9 protein-coding genes are annotated in these 19,468 nt (G+C 65.0%); 7 read left to right on the top strand and 2 right to left on the bottom strand.

Features of this window, described 5'->3' with window-relative positions:
• Positions 1–19: 19 nt before the first annotated feature.
• Entirely contained in the window at positions 20–2,248 is a 2,229-nt protein-coding gene (locus HX801_RS19515; RefSeq protein WP_003218431.1) for a TonB-dependent siderophore receptor, read from the bottom strand.
• 133 nt (positions 2,249–2,381) lie between these two features.
• The gene (locus HX801_RS19510; protein WP_177022542.1) at positions 2,382–3,284 is read right to left on the bottom strand and encodes an AraC family transcriptional regulator; all 903 of its coding nucleotides are present in this window, start codon (positions 3,282–3,284) and stop codon (positions 2,382–2,384) included.
• Positions 3,285–3,636: 352 nt separating this feature from the next.
• Here HX801_RS19510 and HX801_RS19505 point away from each other — a divergent pair, with 352 nt between their 5' ends.
• Genes HX801_RS19505 through HX801_RS19475 form a run of 7 tightly spaced genes read left to right on the top strand, consistent with a single transcriptional unit; the run spans position 3,637 to position 19,462 of the window.
• A complete protein-coding gene (locus HX801_RS19505; RefSeq protein ID WP_003218428.1) occupies positions 3,637–5,289 on the top strand; it encodes a (2,3-dihydroxybenzoyl)adenylate synthase in 1,653 nt (550 codons plus the stop codon).
• Positions 5,282–7,030 (top strand): ABC transporter ATP-binding protein, encoded by a 1,749-nt coding sequence (locus HX801_RS19500; RefSeq protein ID WP_003218426.1) that lies wholly within the window; start codon positions 5,282–5,284, stop codon positions 7,028–7,030. The genes HX801_RS19505 and HX801_RS19500 overlap by 8 nt, the downstream gene beginning before the upstream one ends.
• Positions 7,027–8,784 (top strand): ABC transporter ATP-binding protein, encoded by a 1,758-nt coding sequence (locus tag HX801_RS19495; RefSeq protein WP_003218423.1) that lies wholly within the window; start codon positions 7,027–7,029, stop codon positions 8,782–8,784. The genes HX801_RS19500 and HX801_RS19495 overlap by 4 nt, the downstream gene beginning before the upstream one ends.
• Positions 8,774–12,181 (top strand): non-ribosomal peptide synthetase, encoded by a 3,408-nt coding sequence (locus HX801_RS19490; RefSeq protein WP_177022541.1) that lies wholly within the window; start codon positions 8,774–8,776, stop codon positions 12,179–12,181. The genes HX801_RS19495 and HX801_RS19490 overlap by 11 nt, the downstream gene beginning before the upstream one ends.
• Entirely contained in the window at positions 12,178–17,601 is a 5,424-nt protein-coding gene (locus HX801_RS19485; RefSeq protein WP_177022540.1) for a non-ribosomal peptide synthetase, read from the top strand. The genes HX801_RS19490 and HX801_RS19485 overlap by 4 nt, the downstream gene beginning before the upstream one ends.
• A complete protein-coding gene (locus HX801_RS19480; protein ID WP_023658858.1) occupies positions 17,598–18,686 on the top strand; it encodes a saccharopine dehydrogenase NADP-binding domain-containing protein in 1,089 nt (362 codons plus the stop codon). Before HX801_RS19485 ends, HX801_RS19480 begins: the two co-directional genes overlap by 4 nt.
• The gene (locus HX801_RS19475; RefSeq protein ID WP_003218418.1) at positions 18,683–19,462 is read left to right on the top strand and encodes a thioesterase II family protein; all 780 of its coding nucleotides are present in this window, start codon (positions 18,683–18,685) and stop codon (positions 19,460–19,462) included. The genes HX801_RS19480 and HX801_RS19475 overlap by 4 nt, the downstream gene beginning before the upstream one ends.
• Positions 19,463–19,468 lie beyond the last annotated feature (6 nt).

The raw sequence follows: 19,468 nt of genomic DNA, 5'->3' as shown, positions 1-19,468 counted from the left end.
CACCACCCACGCATGGCAGTTACCAGCGATAGCGCAGGCTGGCGATGACACTGCGGTCATACCCGGCACTGCAGCTGGAGAGGGAGCAGCCTTCGTAATAGTGCTTGTCGGTCAGGTTGGTGGCATTCACCGCCAGGCGCAGGCCCTTGGCCGCCGGGATCAGCTTGTCGAAATCGTAGTGCACCGCCGCGTCGAGCAAGGTGTAGGAGGGCACGCTCACAGTGTTGGCAGCATCGGCCTCGGTGGAACCGATATAGCGTACGCCGACGCCAAATCCGAGCCCGGTGAGCGGGCCAAAGGGCAGGGTGTAGTCAGCCCACAACGACGCCATTTTTTCCGGGGTGTCGGTGGGGCGGTTGCCTTTTTCCAGCGGGTTGTTGCTCTTGCTGACTTCGGCGTCGTTGTAGGTCAGGGTTGCCAGCAGGTCCAGGCCCTTGGCGAGGCTGGCCTTGCCTTCCAGCTCCACGCCGCGCACGTTGACCTCACCGGTCTGCACGCTGTTCAGCGGGTTGCTCGGGTCGGTGGTCTTGACGTTCTGCTGGGTCAGGTCGAACAGCGACAGGGTGATGTAGCTGTCGATCCCGGGCGGCTGGTACTTGATGCCGACTTCCGACTGCTTGGCGGTGCTCGGTTTGAAGCTGGTGCCGTAGAAATCAGTGCCGAGCACCGGGTCGAACGAGGTGGCGTAGCTGATGTACGGCGACAGGCCGTTGTCGGCCAGGTAAACGAGGCCTGCACGGTAGGTGAACTTGTTGTCGTCCTGCTTCTGCCCGGTGTCGGTCAGGCGGTTGTCGGTGCGCGCACTCGAATGATCCTGGCGACCGCCGACGGTCAGTACCCAACGGTCGTTGAACGTCATCTGCTGCTGGGCGTAGAGCCCGGTCTGGTCGGCGCGCTGCAAGGTGCTGGCGAACGGGGTGTTCGGCGCGAACACACCCCCGTGCACCGGGTTGTAGATGTCGATCGACGATGCCGCGCCGCCGTTGAGGTAATAGTCTTCACGGGTGCGCCGGTAATCGACCCCCAGCAGCGACACCATCTGCACCTCGCCAAGGTTCCAGCGGGCCTGGGCATTGTTGTCCAGGGAGTACACGTCGCCGACGATGCGGAAGCGGTAGGCCGACCGGTTCAAGGTGCGCAGGTCCGGCGCCAGGGACATGCCGCTGGCGGTGTTGGTCAGCAGGTTGACGTGGCCATAACGTGCGCTGGAATTCAGGCTCCACACATCGTTGATCCGGTGCTCCAACAGGTAGCCCAGCGAGTATTGCGTGCGGCCGTTGTCCAGGCCGGGTTCGTCGAGAAATACGTTGTGTTTGACCTTGCCATTCGGGTTCGGCTTGAGCGTGCCCACCGTCGGCAGGAACACCCGGGGCGCGCCGAATTCATCCTCCGAGTAATCGGCCAGTACGGTCAGGCTGGTGTCGTCGTTCGGCCGCCAGGTAAACGACGGCGCGATGAAGGTTTTGTCGTCCTTGATGTGATCGAACTGGGTGCCGCTGCTGCGCTCCAGGCCCACCAGCCGATAGAGGAATTGCCTCTGGTCATCCAGTGGCCCGCTGAAGTCGAACTGACCCTGGGCGCGGTCGAAACTGCCGCCCTGGAGCTGCACTTCATGGAACGACTGGTCCAGTGGCCGCTTGCTGATCTGGTTGACCACACCGCCCGGTGCGTTCTGGCCGAACAACACCGAGGCCGGGCCCTTGAGCACGTCGATGCGTTCCAGGCCATAGGCTTCGGCTTTTGGCCAGGCCTGGGTGGTGGTGCCACGTAAGCCGTCGCGCAACATGCCGGTGCTGGTCACGTCGAAGCCGCGAATCGAGAGGTTGTCGAAGCGCTGGCTGGCGGCGGTAGTGTTGGCCTGCACGCCGGCCGTGTAGCGCAACGCTTCGCTCACCGATTGCACTTGCTGCGCGTCCATCTGGTCGCGGGTCACTACGGAGATCGACTGGGGGATTTCATTGAGCGCGGTGTCGGTCTTGGTCCCGCTGAGGCTACGCTTGGCCACGTAGCCGGCCTGTTGTCCGGTGGGGCTGTCGGCTTGGGTCCCGGTGACCACGCTGCTGTCGAGCACCAGGGCGTGATCGGTGTCCGCCTCGGCGGCCTGCACAAGGTTCATCTGGGTCAGCGACAGGCCCAGGGCAACGCCATGGATCAGGGTTGCCAAGGGCTTGCGACTGGTTTTCAAGTGCGGGACTGCGGTATCGATTGGCAAACCTGGGGTGTCTCGGTACAGAACGCGGGTGCCCATGCTTCACTCCATGATGAGGTGTTCAATGCGAATGCAAACGTATCTCATCCAGGCGTTGTGACGCAGGGCTATTGCTTTGGGTCGAGCGATCATTTCTTTCGTTTGCGGGGCAGGGCGGAACTTTCACAACCCGTCAGCGCAACGCCTTGGGCGAAACCCCGAAACGCTTGCGAAACGCCGTGGAGAAATGCGCCGGGCTGTAACCCACGCGGTACGCGGCGCTGGACACATTGGTCTCACCGCTGGCGAGCAGGCGATAGGCTTCGGCCAGGCGCTGTTCCTGCAAGTACACATAGACACTGGTGCCGAATACCTGACGAAAGCCCGCGGTCAATTTGCGCGGGTTGAGGCCGACTGCGCGAGACAGCTCGGCCAATGACGGCGAAGCCTGCAACGAACCGAGCAACAGGTCGCGGGCGGCATGAATGCGTTCGATGTCCGCTGAGTTGCAATGGGCGTCCTGCACCGGGCGCGACTCGGTTTGCGCGAGAATTCCCTCCACCCCCAGCGCTGTCAGCTCCAGGGCCTTGCCGCCCAGATAGAAGGAGCGGGCAGGGCCCTGCAACGGGCAGGTGAAAATCTGTTGGGCAAGGGCGAGCAACGGTTTGCTCGCGGGCTGGCAGAACATCATCGGCCCGCCGCCGCGTTTATCCAGCAGGCGCTCAGGCTCAAGGCCGACGCTGCGGATCGACGGGAAATCCAGCTGCACGGTGGTGTAGCGCACCGGCACACCACTGGCGAACAGGTGATCGCCACAATGTTCACCCTGGTTGGCCACGGCGCACAGGGTCGGCCCGCGAATCTCCACTTCCTGCTGGCCTTCGACCCGGCAATTGAGCTGGCCGCTGAGCACCAGGATGATCTTCAAACCTTGCCACAGCGGCTCTTGCATCCACATCTGGCTGTCCATCAACACAGTCCCGGCGGACAGGGTGATTTCCGGCACGACGGTGGCGGCACCCGTGTTCAAAGCGTTGGGAAAATTGAGGGTGAAATCCCTTTGGGTCGGTAGCGGCGCAGCGTGTGGGCTGAGCATGGCGGACTCCCTGTGAACCGGAAAAGAGGGGCATACGCTAGCAGGAAATTTCTTACCTGTAATTAAGAATGATTATCCTTTAGCCGAAAGCCCGGACCACGCCTCATCGCTGCAGGCCGCAGAAACTCACGCTGTAGCGCAATCAAAAGAAAAAGCCGCGCAAACGAATGTCCTGCCGGTTGCCGTGCTGCGGCTTTTGCCTATTAATAATCACTCTCATTTCCGCAGCCCTTGGCGACTCATGGATGAACCGCTCAATGACCCATTCTCCCTAGCCCTTTTCACCCTTGCCCCGCAGGCCTTTTGTTCACGGCATCGGCCCCTTATTGCCGAAAAAAACTCTGGAGACCCCATGACTATCATTGACGACTGCCCCGATTGGCCCGAAGCGTTTGCCCAACGCTATCGCGACGCAGGCTATTGGCGCGACGAGACCTTTGGCGACCTGCTGCGCAACGCCGCCCGCACCTTTGGCGAGCGTGAAGCGATCACCGATGGAACGCTGCGGGTGAGCTATCGCCAACTGGATCAACGGGTCGATCAACTGGCCGGCGGGTTCTCCCGGCTGGGGTTGGTGGCAGGGGACAACGTGGTGGTGCAACTGCCGAACTGCGTGGGTTTTGTCGAAGTGTGCTTCGCCCTGTATCGCCTCGGCGTACGGCCAATCTTTGCGTTACCGGCCCATCGTCATCTGGAAATCGGCCGCTTCTGCGAGTTTGCCCAGGCCAGGGCATACCTCTGCGCTGACGTCACGGCAGGTTTTGATTATCGGGGCATGGCCCGTGGCTTGAAGGCGGCCCATGGCGACCTTGCGTGGGTGATCGTGGCCGGTGAGGCTGAAGAATTCATCGCGCTCGAAGACCTTTATCTGGACGACCCGCAGCCAACCTTTTCTGCGCCGCCCGCGGATGCCGTCGCGTGTTTCCAGTTGTCCGGTGGCTCCACCGGCGTGCCGAAACTGATCCCGCGTCGCCACAATGAATACCTCTACAACGTGCGGACCAGCGCCGAACGTTGCGGCCTGACCGACGCCACGGTGTACCTCGCCGCGCTGCCCATGGCCCATAACTTTCCCATGTGCTGCCCGGGGTTCATGGGCACCTTGCTGATGGGCGGCCGTGTGGTGCTGAGCGGCTCGCCAAGCGCCGAAACCTGCTTCGCCCTGATCGAGCATGAACGCGTGACCCATACCGCGCTGGTGCCGCCACTGGTGCTGGTCTGGCTGGATGCCGCCCAGGCGCGCGGGCAGGGCCTGCCAGGATTGCAACTGCTGCAAGTCGGCGGCGCCAAACTGAGCTTCGAGGCTGCCCGCCGCGTGGAACCCACCCTCGGCTGCCGCTTGCAGCAAGTGTTCGGCATGGCCGAGGGGCTGATTTGCTATACCGACCCCAACGACCCACCGCAACGAGTCCTGCACACCCAGGGCAAACCCATGTCCCCGGGCGACGAAATCCGGGTGGTGGACGACAACGAACAGGACGTGATACAGGGCCAGGTCGGCCAATTGCTGACCCGTGGTCCGTACACGATTCGCGGTTACTACCGCCACCCTGCGCACAACGCCCAGGCGTTTACCACTGACGGTTTCTACCGCACCGGCGACCGGGTAATGCTCACCGACGACGGCTACCTGATGGTCGAAGGTCGCGACAAGGACGTGATCAACCGTGGCGGCGAAAAGATCGCCGCCGAAGAAGTCGAAAACCTCCTGCTCAGCCATCCTGCCGTCGCCGATGTGGCCTTGGTGGCGATGCCGGACGCCTACCTCGGCGAACGCACCTGCGCCTTCGTGATTCCCCGTGGCACGGCACCGCGCCCGCCGGAACTGCTGCGCCATCTGCGTGAGCAAGGGTTGGCGGCCTTCAAGCTGCCGGACCGCTTCGAATTTATCCCCGGTTTCCCGCAAACCGGCGTGGGCAAGGTCAGCCGCAAGCACCTGCGGGAGGCTATCCAGCAGCTGTATTTCGGGGCAAAACAACCTGAGGGAAGCGCCGCCCGTGGCTGATCAAGACTCGCTGCGTGAACTGCTCGCGCCTGTACGTGGCCGGTTGATCTGCGCCATGCTGCTGCAAGCCCTGGCGACCCTGATCGGCCTGCTGCCGTTGATCGCGGTGGCGGAGTTGGCGCCGTCGTTGCTGGACGGAAAACTCGATCTGCACGATGGGTTCTGGTGGTTGTTGGCCGGTGCGGGCGCTTTGCTGTTGCGCATGCTCGGGCTGGCTGCCGCCTTGCAGATGACCCACCTGGCCGACAGCGACCTGCAACGCCAGGTTCGCCAACGGCTGGCCGCGCATTTGGCGCGGGTTCCGCTGGCTTGGTTCAGCGCCCGTGGTGGGCAAAAAGTCGACCGTGTTTTGCTCGACGACGTAGGTGCGCTGCATCAACTGGTGGCGCACTTGCCAAACAACCTCGCCGCCGCATTGGTGGCGCCCCTGGCGTGCCTGTTGTACCTGCTGACGGTAAGTGTGCCGATGACCGTTGTGGTGCTGCTGCCTCCAGCGCTGGCGCTGTGGCGACTGCGAGCCTTGCGCTCCCAGGCTTATCGGGATGACCAGAAGGCACTGGGCGCCGCGCTGGGCAACCTGTCCCTGGCCACCCAGCAGTTTGTGCAGAGCATCGCCATGGTCAAGTCATTCGGCCGGGCCGATCGGGTGCAGTCAAAGTTCTTCGGTGCGGTGGAACGTTTCGCCAGTTTCTTTTCCTGCTGGGCCCAACGCTGGGCCGGGCTTGGGGCGAGTGTCGAGGTGCTGCTTTCGCCGTTGCTGGTGCTGGCCCTGGTGCTGTTGGGCGGTGCGTCGCTGGTGGCTGGCGGTTGGCTGATGCCGGTGCAACTGCTGCCGTTCCTGCTGCTGGGGCCGGCCCTGGCAGCGCCGGTCGCGGCCGTCGGGCATGGTGCGGATGCACTGGTGCAGGGCCGCATGGCCGCCAGCCGTATCGCCACCGTGCTCAACAGCGCGACGTTGACGCAACCTCGCGAATCCCGCGAGCCCAAGGGCCGCCAGGTGAGCTTTGAAGGCGTGGACTTTCGCTACCCCGACGGCACGCAGGTGCTGCATGACATTGACCTGGATCTACCGCCCGGCACGCTGACCGCATTGGTGGGCGACTCGGGCGCCGGCAAATCCACCCTGGCCACTTTGCTTGCGCGCTTTGCCGATGTGAGTGCCGGGGCGATCCGCATCGGCGACGTCGACCTGCGGGACATGCACAGCGCCACCTTGTATCGCCAGGTCGCCTTTGTGTTCCAGGATGTGCGCCTGCTGCGCACCAGCGTCCTCGACAACCTGCGCCTGGCGCGCCCCGACGCCACGCAAATCGAGGTGGAAGCCGCCGCCCGGGCCGCGCAGATTCACCAGCGCATCCTCGCGCTGCCCCAGGGGTATCACACCGTCCTCGGAGCCGGCGTGCAACTGTCCGGCGGTGAAGTGCAACGCCTGGGCATTGCCCGGGCGATGCTCAGTGAAGCGCCGATCTTGATTCTCGATGAAGCCACCGCCGCCAGTGATCCTGAATCCGAAGCCGCGATCCAGCAGGCGCTGTCTCGCCTGGCCCGTGCCCGCACGGTGCTGGTAATCGCCCACCGCTTGAGCAGCATCCAGGACGCCGACCAGATCGTCGTGCTGCAAGGCGGGCGGATTGTCGAGCGCGGTACGCATCACGGCTTGCTGGACCAGCAGGGCACTTACGCCGGGCTGTGGGCCGCTGAGCAGTTTTCGGCGGCCGCACTGAAGAGGGCACGGGCATGATTCGCGCGCTGTTACGCAGCCTGCAACCCCGTGAAGCCGGCTTGTTGCGGCGTGCGCTGATGGCGATGGCGTTGAGTGCGTTGGCCCAGGGCGCAGCGTTGGCGTTGTTGCCGATGGCCTTTGCCCAGTGGTTCGGCAACACCACGCCTTGGGCCTGGGCCATCGGTTTCACCGGCATGGCCTTGTTGTGCCTCTGGCTGCGCCGGTATGCCCAGCTGGCGGGCTATCGCGCCGGTGCCGAAGCAGCCCAGGCGTTGAACCGACGCATTGGTGACAAGCTGGTGCAACTGCCGCTGGAATGGTTTGTGGAGCGGCGCAGCGCTGAACTGAATCGCCTGGTGACTCACACCGTGCTGCAAATCATGAGCACCCCGGCGCACCTTTTGCAGCCAATGGCCAATGCGCTGTTGACGCCTTTGGCACTCCTGCTGGCGCTGTTTTTCTACGACCGCTCCATGGCGTTGGCGGCACTGGCCGCGTTGCCGTTGCTGGTGCTGGTGTACCACTGGGGCGTGCGCTGGGGCGGGCAAGCTGAAGCACTGAGCGAAGCCGCAGCCAATGAAGCGGCGGCCCGGGTGATGGAGTTTCTGCGCCAGCAACCGTTGCTGCGCTCCAGCGGGCGCACCGAGCAAGGTTTCGACCTGCTCACCGAGGCCCTGGCCCAGCAGCAACAGGCACAGCGTCACGCCCACTGGCGCACTTTTCCCGCCGCGCTGGGTTTGGCGGTGGTGTTGCAGGCCGGCTACAGCGCCATCCTGTTATGCGGCCTGTATGCCGTGTTGGGTGGCACCCTCGATGCGGCGAAGTTCCTGGCGCTGGCGATTCTCGCCACCTGCCTGGTGGAGCCAATGGGCGCGCTGGTCAACCTCGGTACCACGTTGCGCCAGACCCGCCACGGCTTGAATCGCCTGCGCCACCTGCTGCAGATGCCGGGGTTGCCTGAGCCTCTCGAACCCCAACCTGCCCTGGGTTACGACGTGCAAGTGCGGGACGTAGGACTGGTCCGCCAGGGCCAGGCGATCTTGCAAGGCATCGACTTCACGTTGCAGGAGCGTTCGCTGAACCTGGTGGTGGGGGCGTCCGGCTCCGGCAAGTCCAGCCTGTTGCGCCTGCTGGCGCGCTTCAGCGATGTAAGCAGTGGCGCGATTCACCTCGGCGGTGTCGACCTGCGGCAACTGTCGGCCCTGGCCCGAGATACCCAGGTCGCCTTGATGTTCCAGGACAGCCCGCTGTTGCCGGGCAGCCTGCTGGACAACCTGCTGCTGGGCCGCCCCGACGCCAGCGAAGAGCAATGGCAGCACGCCGCCCGCGCCACCGGCCTCGACCGCCTCGCCGAGCGCCTACCCCAGGGCTGGCACACCGTGCTGGGCGAGCAGGGCGTCAGCCTGTCCGGCGGCGAGCGCCAATGCCTGGCGTTGTCGCGGGTGTTGCTCAAGGACGCGTCGCTGATCCTGCTGGACGAGCCGACCGCCGCCCTCGATGCCATCAGCGAGGCGCGGGTCAATCGGACCCTGTTGCAACTGGCCCGCCGGCACACGGTGGTGCTGGTCACCCACAAACCGACCTTGGCGCCCCATGCCGACCAGATTCTGCTGCTCGACCACGGCCAGTTGGCCCAGGTCGGCCGCCATGACGCGTTGATGGCCACGCCCGGCCGTTACCGCGAGTTGTTCCACGAGCGCGAAGCGATCAATCGCTGGCGCTTGCGCCCAGACCCTACCGTTCCCCAAAGGACCGTCCCCCATGACCGATAACCCATCACTGGCATGCGTTCATCCTGCACCCGGCGGCCTCGCACACAGCCCCGAGGCGCTGTGCGCCGGTGTCGCGCAGTTGCTCGACTATGCCCCCCAGGACCTGGAGCCCGATGCCTCGCTGATCGAGCAGGGCCTGGACTCGGTGAGCATGATGCGCCTGCCGGCCTTGCTCGCCCGCGAAGGTGTGCAGGTGAGCTTTGCCGAACTGATTGAGCAGCCGACCCTTGAGGCCTGGTGGTTGCTGATCGACCGCCGTCGCGGGCAGGCGACGCACCTCAAGCCCGTCGCCGCCGACAACGATTTCGCCCTCACACCGTTGCAGCAGGCTTATTGGTTTGGTCGCGACCCGGCCATGCCGCTGGGGGGCGTTGGCTGTCACCTGTATCAGGAGCTGGACGGGTATCAGGTCGACGCTCAACGCCTGGAAAGCGCGGTGATGCGCCTGACTCACCGCCATCCCATGCTGCGCGCCTGTTTCCCGAACGCCACTTGCCAGCGCGTGCTGCCGACCAGCCCGTGGCCTGGGTTGACCGTGCATGAACGGCCGGATGAGTTGGCCTTGCGTGAGCGCCTGGCCCACCGCTGCCTGGATGTGCGCCAGGGCGAGGTGTTTGATGTGCAACTCAGCCGCTTGCCCGACGGCCGCAGCCGGGTGCACCTGAACATCGATTTGCTGGTGGCGGACGTCCTGAGTATCAGCGTACTGCTGCGGGATCTGGCGCTGATCTACAGCGGGCAAGAGGCGCAGCTGCCACGTCTGGAATGGGATTTTGCCCACTACCTGGGCGCCACCCGAACCAGCGATGCCGGCGCGCGGGACTACTGGCTGCAACGTCTGGATGACCTGCCCGACGGCCCGCAACTCCCCTCGGCACACGAGCCGCAATCCCTCGGCCCGCCGCGTTTTCGTCGCCTGGCGATGCGCCTCGGCCGCGCGCAGTTGCGAGCCCTGGAAGACCAGGCCCGCCAACACGGCCTGACCCTGGCCAGCGTGCTGTGCTGCGCCTATACCCAAGTGCTGGGCCGCTGGAGCGCCAGCCAGCATTTCCTGTTGAACGTGCCGCTGTTCAACCGCCAGGAGCTGCACCCCTGCGTCCCGCATCTGCTGGCGGATTTTTCCAACCTGGTGCTGCTGGAGATCGACCAGCGCCAGGCGGGTTCTTTCGCGCAGCAGGCGCAAGCCCTGCAACGCCAACTGCACCGCGACATCGCCCACAGCGCCTGGCCTGGTGTGGAAGTGCTGCGTGAGTTGTCCCGCACCCGGCAAGGCGGCGCCCCCGTAGTGTTTGCCTGCAACCTTGGCGAAGCGTTTGTCGACGCCACTTGCCGGCAGCACCTGGGCGAACCGGGCTGGGCCTTGTCGCAAACGCCCCAAGTGTGGCTTGACCACCAGAGCTATCCGCTGCCCGATGGCCTGTTGCTCAACTGGGACGGGGTAGATGCGCTGTTCCCCGAAGGCCTGCTGGACGAAATGTTCACCGCCTATGGCGACCTGCTGGCGTGGCTGTGTACCGGTGACTGGCGCCAACCCGCGCCGCTGCCGTTGCCCCAAGGCCAGCAAGAGGTCCGTGCAGCGGTCAACCACACGCCCTGGGCCTATGACAAAGGCTTGCTGCACGATGGCTTTTTCCAACAGGCGCAGGTGCACCCGCAGCGGGTGGCATTGATCACCGAGGACGCTGAGTTGAGTTACGCCGAGCTGGCGGCCCAGGCCCTGCAAGTGGCAGATGCCCTGCGCCAGTGGGGGATTGAACCGGGTGATACGGTGGCGATCACCTTGCCCAAAGGCCAGGCGCAAATCGTTGCGGTGCTCGGCATATTGGCGGCGGGCGCGGTGTATGTGCCGGTGGGTATCGAACAGCCGGCAGCCCGTCGCGACATGATCTATCAACGCGCCGGAGCCAAGGTGGTGATCACCGATACGGCCCACCGTGATCGCGGTGTATGGCTGGCGGACTTGCAAGTGGTGGACCTGGCCCAGGCGCGTTCGGCCAGGGCCCTGAAACAACCGATCGAGGTGGCGCCGGACGCACTGGCCTATGTGATTTTTACCTCTGGCACTACCGGCGAACCCAAGGGCGTCGAGGTTTCCCACCAGGCGGCGCTGAACACCGTCGCCGCGATCAACCGGCGTTATCAGGTGGGCGCGGATGACCGTGTGCTCGGGGTTTCCGCCCTCGATTTCGACCTGTCGGTGTACGATTTGTTTGGCCTGCTGAGTGTCGGTGGCGCCGTGGTGCTGCCAGCGGATGCGCGGCGCAAGGAGCCGTCCGAATGGTTGCGGCTGATCCGCCAGCAGCGCGTGACCCTGTGGAACTCGGTACCGGCGTTGCTCGACATGCTGACCCTCAAGGCCCGCGAGCCGAATGCCCTGAGCGGATTACGCCTGGCGATGGTCTCGGGTGACTGGGTCGGGCTGGACCTGCCACGCCGCCTGCGATTGGCAGCCGGCGAAAGCGCCCGGTTCGCCGCTCTCGGCGGCGCCACTGAAGCGGCCATCTGGTCCAACGTCCAGGACGTCGACGAAGTGCCGGCTCACTGGCTCTCGATTCCCTACGGCAAACCCCTGGATAACCAAAGCTTTCGAGTCGTCGACAGCCAGGGCCGCGATTGCCCGGACTGGGTGGCGGGGGAGTTGTGGATCGGCGGCGCCGGGGTTGCCCAGGGCTATCGTGGCCTGCCGCATCTCAGCGCCCAACGCTTCGTCGAGCACGCCGGGCAACGCTGGTACCGCACCGGGGATCAGGGCCGTTATTGGCCCGACGGCAGCCTCGAATTTCTCGGGCGTATGGACCAGCAGGTCAAGGTCCGTGGCTTCCGCATCGAACTCAGTGAGATCGACGTGGCCCTGGAACGCCATCCGGCCGTCAGTCGTGCCGTCACCCTGGTGTTGCCCGGGGCCAACCCGCAGTTGGCAGCAACCCTGATGGGCGACGCGCTGCCGGATGCCGAAGCCATGCGCCAGTGGCTCTGCCAATGGTTGCCGGAACACATGTTGCCGGACCACTGGCTGAACCTCACCGAACTGCCCCTGAGCGCCAACGGCAAGGTCGACCGCGCCGCACTGCTGTGGCTGGTGCAGGAGCAACGCCAGGGCGCCAGACCCGAGCATGAAGACGCGCCTCAAGGCGAAGCCGAACAACTGTTGGCCGGGCTCTGGCGCGAATTGCTCGACATTCCCCTGGTGGGACGCAACCAGGGCTTTTTCGCCCTCGGCGGCAACAGTCTGTTGGCCGCTCGCCTGATCGAACGTATCGCCCGACAGTTCGACGTCGAACTGTCGCTGAAGGACTTTTTCAACGCGGCCACCGTCGCCCGCCAGGCCCAATGGCTTGTCGCCCGACGAGAACAGGACCACGTCAACCGGAACGCAATGGTGGAGGGTGCGCTATGACACTGCAGCAACTGCAACAGGACCTCGAAGCACTGGGTGTGGAACTCTGGGAAGAGCAGGGCCGCCTGCGCTACCGGGCGCCCGCCGGGGTGATGGATGAAGGCCGCCTGCAACAATTGCGCGAACACAAGGACGCGTTGTTGCAGCAATTGATGGAACCGGTGATGCCCACCGTCTCGGCCGACCTGGCTGCCCGCAGCGAACCGTTTCCGCTGACCGACGTGCAGGCCGCTTACCTGATGGGCCGCACCCAGGCATTCAGCTACGGCGGGGTGGCGTGCCACGGTTACCTGGAATTTGAACTCAGGGAACTGGACCCGGCGCGCCTGGAGCAGGCATGGAACCATCTGATTGCGCGTCACGACATGCTGCGGGCGGTGGTGCTGGAAGACGGCTACCAACAAATCCTGCCCCAGGTGCCGCATTACCTGATCGCCCGGCATGACCTGCGCGAAGACGACGGCCGTGCACTGGCCGCTCTGCGCGAACGCATGGAAATTCGCCTGGCGTCGCCCCAGCAGTGGCCGCTGATCGAGTTGTGCGTCAGCCAGGGCCGTGAACATGCGCGCCTGCATCTCTCAGTGGATCTGCTGGTGTGCGACTACCAGAGCGTGCGCATGCTGTTGGCCGAGTTGCAGCAGGTCTATCGTGGCGAAGCCTTGCCGCCGGCGGCGCCCATCAGTTTTCGCGACTACGTACTGGGCGAGCGCCGGTTGCGGGAACAGTCGCGTTACCAGCGTGACCGCCAGTACTGGTGGGCGCGGGTCGACAGCCTGCCCGGTGCTCCGGAATTGCCCATGCAGGGCGCTCCCAGCGGACCGCGTTTCGAGCGCCGCGCCCTGAACCTGGAGGCCCGGGATTTCAACGCCCTGCGCCTGAATGCAGCGGCGGCCGGCGTGGGTGCGTCGGCGGCGATTCTTTCCTGCTATGCCGAAACCCTGGGGCGCTGGAGCCGCAAGGGGCATTTCTGCTTGAGCCTGACCTTGCTCAATCGCCTGTCGCTGCACCCGCAGGTCGATCGGCTGGTGGGGGATTTCAGCTCGGTGGAATTGCTGGAAGTCCAGACCCTGCAAGGCGGCAGCTTTGGTGAACGCAGCCAGCAGTTGCAGGAGCGACTGTGGCAAGACATGGACCACCGCCTGTGTTCCGGCATTGAAGTACTGCGCGAACTGGCGCGGCGCAAAGGCCGTGATGCGGCCTTGATGCCCTATGCCTTCACCAGCACCCTGGGCGCCGGTGGCGAAAGTGGCGGCGGGGCATTTATGCCCGGCGCAGAACTGGTGCACGGCATCAGCCAGACCCCGCAAGTGTTGATTGATTGCCAGGTCAGCGAGCGCGACAACGGCCTGTTCATCAATTGGGACATTCGCCAGGGCGTGTTCAATGAGGCCATGCTGGAAGCGATGTTCGACACCTTCGAACGTCTGCTCAAGCGCTTGGCGCGGGAGCCTTCGGCCTGGACCCTGGACGATTGCCTTGAACTGCCGGCACCCCAGCGACTGGTGCGGGAGTTGATCAACCAGACGGCGCAGCCGATTCCCCCAGGCTTGCTGCATGAACCGTTCTTTCGCCAGGCCCGGGCGCAACCCCAACGTGTCGCCCTGATCCAGGGCGCGCGACAGCTCACTTACGCGCAACTCGCCGCCCGTGCCGAGGCGATTGCCGAGCAGTTACTGGATGGCGGTTGCCAGCCCGGCGAGCGGGTCGCGGTATGCATGGAAAAAGGCATCGACCAGGTGGTCGGTGTACTCGGGATCTTGCGGGCCGGCGCGGCGTACCTGCCGCTGGACACTAATCAGCCGATGGCGCGGCGCGCGTTGATTCTTGAGAACGCCGAGGTCAGCCGGGTGCTCAGCCAGTCGTGGTTGAGCGAGGACGTGGCCTGGCCCGCCCAGGTGACCCAGTGCATACCCGTTGATCAGGCCGCAGCCAGTGCCGGACGTGAACTGCCGGCGCCGCAGGTGACACCGCAACAACTTGCCTACGTGATCTACACCTCCGGCTCCACCGGGATTCCGAAGGGTGTGATGATCAGTCACCAGGCGGCCCTCAACACGGTGGTGGATATCAATCAGCGCTTCGCCATCGGCGCCGAAGACCGGGTACTCGCCTTGGCCAGCCTGGGCTTCGACCTCTCGGTGTACAACATCTTCGGCCTGCTGGCCGTAGGTGGCGCCCTGGTGTTGCCCGACGCCGGACGCCGCGCCGACCCGTCCCACTGGGCCGAATGCGCCCGCGAGCACGGTGTGACCCTGTGGAACTCGGTGCCCGCGCAGTTGCAGATGCTTGCCCATTACCTGCAAGCCGTGCCGGCCGCGGCACCTCAGAGCCTGCGCCTGGCCTTGCTGTCCGGCGACTGGATCCCGCTGAACCTGCCCGCCGAAATCGCTGCGTTGTTGCCTGAGCTCCAACTGATCAGCCTGGGCGGCGCCACAGAAGCGGCGATCTGGTCGATTGCCTATCCAATCACCGAGGTGGACGCACAATGGCGCAGCATTCCCTACGGCGCGCCGCTGGCCAATCAACGCTTCATGGTGCTCGACGAACAAGGCCGCGATCGCCCGCAAGGCGTTGCCGGTGAGCTGTTCATCGCCGGCACGGGGTTGGCGATGGGGTACCTGGGGGACGCGGAGAAAACCGCCGAGCGTTTTATCGAGCATGCCCACAGCGGCGAGCGGCTGTACCGCACCGGCGACCTGGGGCGCTACCTTGAAAGCGGGTTGATTGAGTTCCTTGGCCGTGAGGATTTCCAGGTCAAGGTTCGCGGGCATCGCATCGAGTTGGCGGAAGTCGAAAGTGCCTTGCTCAGTCATCCTCATGTCGAATCGGCCGTGGTGGTCGCTGCGGGCGAGGGCGCGTTCGAGCGGCGTTTGCAGGCCTGCGTGCGCGGGACTTTGCGTGATACTCCATTGCCTTGGCCGACCCGGTTGGCACCCAACGCCTTGGCGGCGGCCAACGGCGTGAAAGGCCAACTGACGGAAGCGCTGATTACGCAGATGTCCGATTGCGTCGAGCGTGCCGCGTTGCTCTCCATGGGCCTGGCCCTGCAACGCCCGGGGCTGTTTGATCAACCGGGCGTCGAGCACGACCTGGCCCAGATCATGAGCCTGTGCGAAGTGGCGCCACGCAACGAACGGCTGATCCGCCGCTGGCTGCAAGCGCTGCATCGCGAACAACTGGTAGACCGCAACCCAGGCACCGGCGCCTATTCGTCACTGCGGGTCTCGGGTGCTGAATACCGTCAGCTGTGGCAGCGCATCGAGGCGCTGGAACCGAGTGTGGGCTGGGGCGGTGAAGTGCTGCGCTACCTGCGGGAAAGCCAGGAGCAATTGCCTGCCCTGATGAGCGACCGGCTCGACCCGTTGCACTTGCTGTTTCCCGAAGGCCGTACCGACACCGCCGAAGGCGCCTATCGCAAGAACCTGATCAGCCAGTACCTGAACCAGGCGGTGTGTGCGGCGGTGCAGGAAATCGCCGCACTGCAACCGGCGGGCTGGCGTCTGCAGTTGCTGGAAATCGGCGCAGGCGTGGGCGGCACCAGTGCCGACCTGATTCCGGCCCTGGACGGCTTGGCGGTGGACTACCAGTTCACCGACCTGTCGCAGTTTTTCCTCAACGAAGCGCGGGAGCATTTCGTCGAGTTTCCGTGGGTCAGCTACGGGCTGTTTGACCTGAACCTCGACCACTGGGCCCAAGGCATCGCCGCCAACTCCCTGGATGTGATTCTGTGTGCCAACGTGCTGCACAACTCGCGGCATGCCAGCCAGGTACTCGCCCGGCTGCGGGAAATGCTCGCCCCCGGCGGCTGGCTGATCTTTATCGAAGCCACCCGCGACACCTACCAGATCATGGCGTCCATGGAGTTCAAGGAGGGCCTGACCGCGTTCGAGGATTTCCGCGCCGAGCAGGACACCACGTTCATCCGCCGCGAGCAGTGGCAGCAACTGTTGCAGGAAGCCGGCGCGCAGACGCCGCTGTGCATGCCGGCAGCTGACGATGCGATGTCACAGATCGGCCAGCACCTGTTCATCACGCGCTTCAAGACCGAGCGCCAGACCCTTGAGCCGGAGGCGTTGCGCGCGCATCTGGGCCAGCGCCTGCCGGATTACATGGTACCCACCGAGTGGCGGGTACTGGATGAAATGCCGCTGACGGTCAACGGCAAAGTCGACCGCCAGGCGTTGGCCAACCTCGGCATGGCCCAGGCCACGCAACAGGCCAACAGCGGGGCTGCACCGCTGGATGCGCTGGAGCGCAGTATCGCAAAGGTCTGGCAAACCCTGTTGCGGGTGCCCAGTGTGGGCCGTGAACAGGGCTTCTTTGAGTTGGGCGGTGATTCATTGCTGGTGGCGCAGGTGGTTGGTCGCCTGCGGGAAAGCCTGCCCCAGGCCCGTAACGTGCCCTGGGGGGATTTGCTGCGCCAGTTGATCAACCAGCCCACCGTTGCGGCCCTGGCGGATTACCTGCGGGGGCAGGGCAGCGAGAGCCTGTCGCCGCTGGTGCGGATTCGTGAGGAGGCGCAAGGCCCGGCGCGGATCTTTGTCCATGATGGCAGCGGCACCCTGGCACCGTATCGCGCGCTGTTTGCTGCACTCGGGGAAGAAGCGCCACTGGAGGGGCTGGTGCTCAATGATGTACCGGGTTACCTGGCTCTGGCACCGGCTACGGCGATTCGTGAACTGGCCGAGCGTTATGCCGACACCTTGCACGCCGAAGGCCGGCGCCAGGTGAGCATCGTCGGTTATTGCCTCGGCGGGTTGCTGGCGACGGAGCTGGCGTCATGCCTCGCGGCGAGGGACATCGAGGTGCTGCAACTGACAGTGATCAGCAGCTACCGCGTGCCGTTCATGATCGAGGATGACCTGCTGGCGGAGTACGTGTTCGCCCGCGTGATGCAGGCCGACCCGCACACCCTGGGTTACCCGGTGGATGAACAGGCGATGGAGCGGGCGATTGCCAAGGTGCTGCGCCAAACTCCGGGCCGCGTGCCCCAAGGTGCGTTGCTGGCGCTGCAGGATGAGCCCGACTGTGCCACGGCCCTGGCCTGCCTGCGGGCCCTGGCATCCAAGTCGGCAGATGAGCGCTTGCAGGCAATTGCAGACGCGATGCGCCACGCCGGCTCGCAACTGAGCGACCTGGACTGGCTGCGCGAGCAACTGCAGGTGCTGCGCCACAGCCTGGCCGCCGTCGCCTTGCATCAGGCCACGCCTTACGACGGTGACATGGTGTTTATCCGCCAGTGCGGTGAAGTCCAGGTACTGCCCGGCATGCACCGCGACATGAGCCAATACTGGCAGGCCCTGTGCCTTGGCGAATTGCAGGTGGTGGACGTGCCGGGCGACCACTTCAGCTGCATGCAGAGCCCCCAGGTCGAAGCCGTGGCCCGCGCGTTCGAACGGCTGGCGCAGGTGGCGGCGTGAGAGTCGGGATTGTAGGCGGCTATGGGCATGTCGGTCGGCAGGTTGCGCGGGTGCTGGTCGGTCATTGCCGCTTGCGCCTGGGCGGTCGCGACCCTGGGCAAGGGCAGCGTTTTAACGACGGCGAGTTGAACGGGCAGGCCGAGATCCGTGAAGTGGACCTGTGGGACGCCCAAAGCCTGGCGGCGTTTTGCAGCGGCTGCGACCTGCTGATCAATTGCGCGGGCCCCAGCTACCAGGTGCTCGACCGGGTGGCGCTGGCCGCTTTGGCCAGTGGCGCCGATTACATCGATGTCGGCGGCGATGATCCGCTGCATCAGCTGCTGCCCGCTCAGTTGCCGCCGGGTCGTCGTGTGGTGTTATCAGCCGGCATGTTGCCCGGGCTGTCGGGGTTGTTTCCCAAGGTGCTTGCGGCGTCGTTCGAGCGCGTCGATGCCGTGCATTGCTATGCCGTCGGACTTGGGCGGTTGTCGACAACGGCGGCCGAGGACTTTCTATTGAGCCTCGGCAACGGCTATGGCCAGGCCTCGATGGGCTGGTGCGATGGCCGTGCAATCAAGTCCGCCGTACTCGTCGATGAACACTTCGAGCGGCCCTGGCTGGTGGGCGGTCCCGTAACGGCCCACCCGTATCTAACCACTGAGCAACAGCGCTTGTTTACTGACTTGCGGGTGCGCGAAGCCCAGGCCTACAACCTGTTCGACGGCGGCCACCTGCGGGCCGCACTCGGGCGCATTCAGGGCTCGCCACCGGCTCTGCGACACACGGCAGAGAACATTGCCGCCCTGGTACAGGCCAGTGCGCTGGACCTGGCAGGGCGCACGCCTTACCAGTTGCTCGCAGTCGAAATGGCAGGCCTGCAACACGGCGAACCGCAGCAGGCCACCGCCTGGTTGCGTGCCGCCGACGGCTCGGCGTTGACCGGCACAGTGGCGGCAATCTGCGCCCTGCAACTGGCCAAACTGCCCGAAGGCACGCACTACGCTGCCCAGGTGATGGACGCCGATGACTGCTTGCGCCAGGTGCTGCGCTGGTTGCCGCAGACCCGGATCCACGTCACCACTGAACTGGAGGAGGGCGTGTTATGAAGAAAATCCCCAGCCCATGGCTGCGACGTTACCCGCAGCATCAAACGCCGCGTTGCCGATTGGTCTGCCTGCCCCACGCCGGCGGCAGCGCGGGATTTTTCAGCGGTTGGCAGGCACTGTTGCCGGCTGACATCGAACTGGTCAGCGTGCAATACCCCGGCCGCGAAGAGCGCCTGAGTGAAACCTGGCCCGGCAGCCTGGAATGGATGGCGGGCACTATTACCCGGGCGCTGTGGGACCTGTCCGACCGGCCGCTGGTGCTGTTCGGCCACAGCATGGGTGCGGCGCTGGCCTATGAGGTGACGCGGCGCCTGAACCGCCAGGGCAAGGACCTGCAACGGCTGATCGTCTCCGCCCATCCGGCCCCTCACCGGCAACGTCACAGCCAATTGCACCAGGGCCCGGATGCCGGTCTGCTGGCGGATGTGCGGCGCCTGTCGGGTGGTGCGCCATCACCCCTGGACGAACCCGAGATGCAGGCACTTTACCTGCCCGCATTGCGCAATGATTACCGCCTGATCGAAAACTACTGCGGCGATATCAGCGAGCTGCTGGACGTGCCCGTGAGCGTATGCCTGGGCAGCACCGACCGCGAAGTCGATCGGGAGGAAGCCCATGCCTGGTCGGAAGTGACGCGCCAGGTCACCGACTTTCGAACCTTCAACGGCGGGCATTTTTACCTGCGCGACAGCCAGGCCGACCTGATCGAGCACCTGGAACTGTTGCTGGGCAGCCCCGCCGAACCGGCGTGGCAGTGCTGGCCGTCGACCCCATGACCGGAG

The organism is Pseudomonas sp. G1002 (genome assembly GCF_013385455.1).
Classification (GTDB): Bacteria; Pseudomonadota; Gammaproteobacteria; order Pseudomonadales; family Pseudomonadaceae; genus Aquipseudomonas.
Note: the sequence above shows the minus strand (reverse complement) of the source record. Positions and strands in the feature narration are given on the sequence as shown.

Excerpts from the sequence above, each read along its gene's own strand:
- HX801_RS19515 (WP_003218431.1), bottom strand. The coding sequence starts at position 2,248 with ATGGGCACCCGCGTTCTGTACCGAGACACCCCAGGTTTGCCAATCGAT.
- HX801_RS19510 (WP_177022542.1), bottom strand. The coding sequence starts at position 3,284 with ATGCTCAGCCCACACGCTGCGCCGCTACCGACCCAAAGGGATTTCACC.
- HX801_RS19505 (WP_003218428.1), top strand. The coding sequence starts at position 3,637 with ATGACTATCATTGACGACTGCCCCGATTGGCCCGAAGCGTTTGCCCAA.
- HX801_RS19495 (WP_003218423.1), top strand. The coding sequence starts at position 7,027 with ATGATTCGCGCGCTGTTACGCAGCCTGCAACCCCGTGAAGCCGGCTTG.
- HX801_RS19490 (WP_177022541.1), top strand. The coding sequence starts at position 8,774 with ATGACCGATAACCCATCACTGGCATGCGTTCATCCTGCACCCGGCGGC.
- HX801_RS19485 (WP_177022540.1), top strand. The coding sequence starts at position 12,178 with ATGACACTGCAGCAACTGCAACAGGACCTCGAAGCACTGGGTGTGGAA.
- HX801_RS19475 (WP_003218418.1), top strand. The coding sequence starts at position 18,683 with ATGAAGAAAATCCCCAGCCCATGGCTGCGACGTTACCCGCAGCATCAA.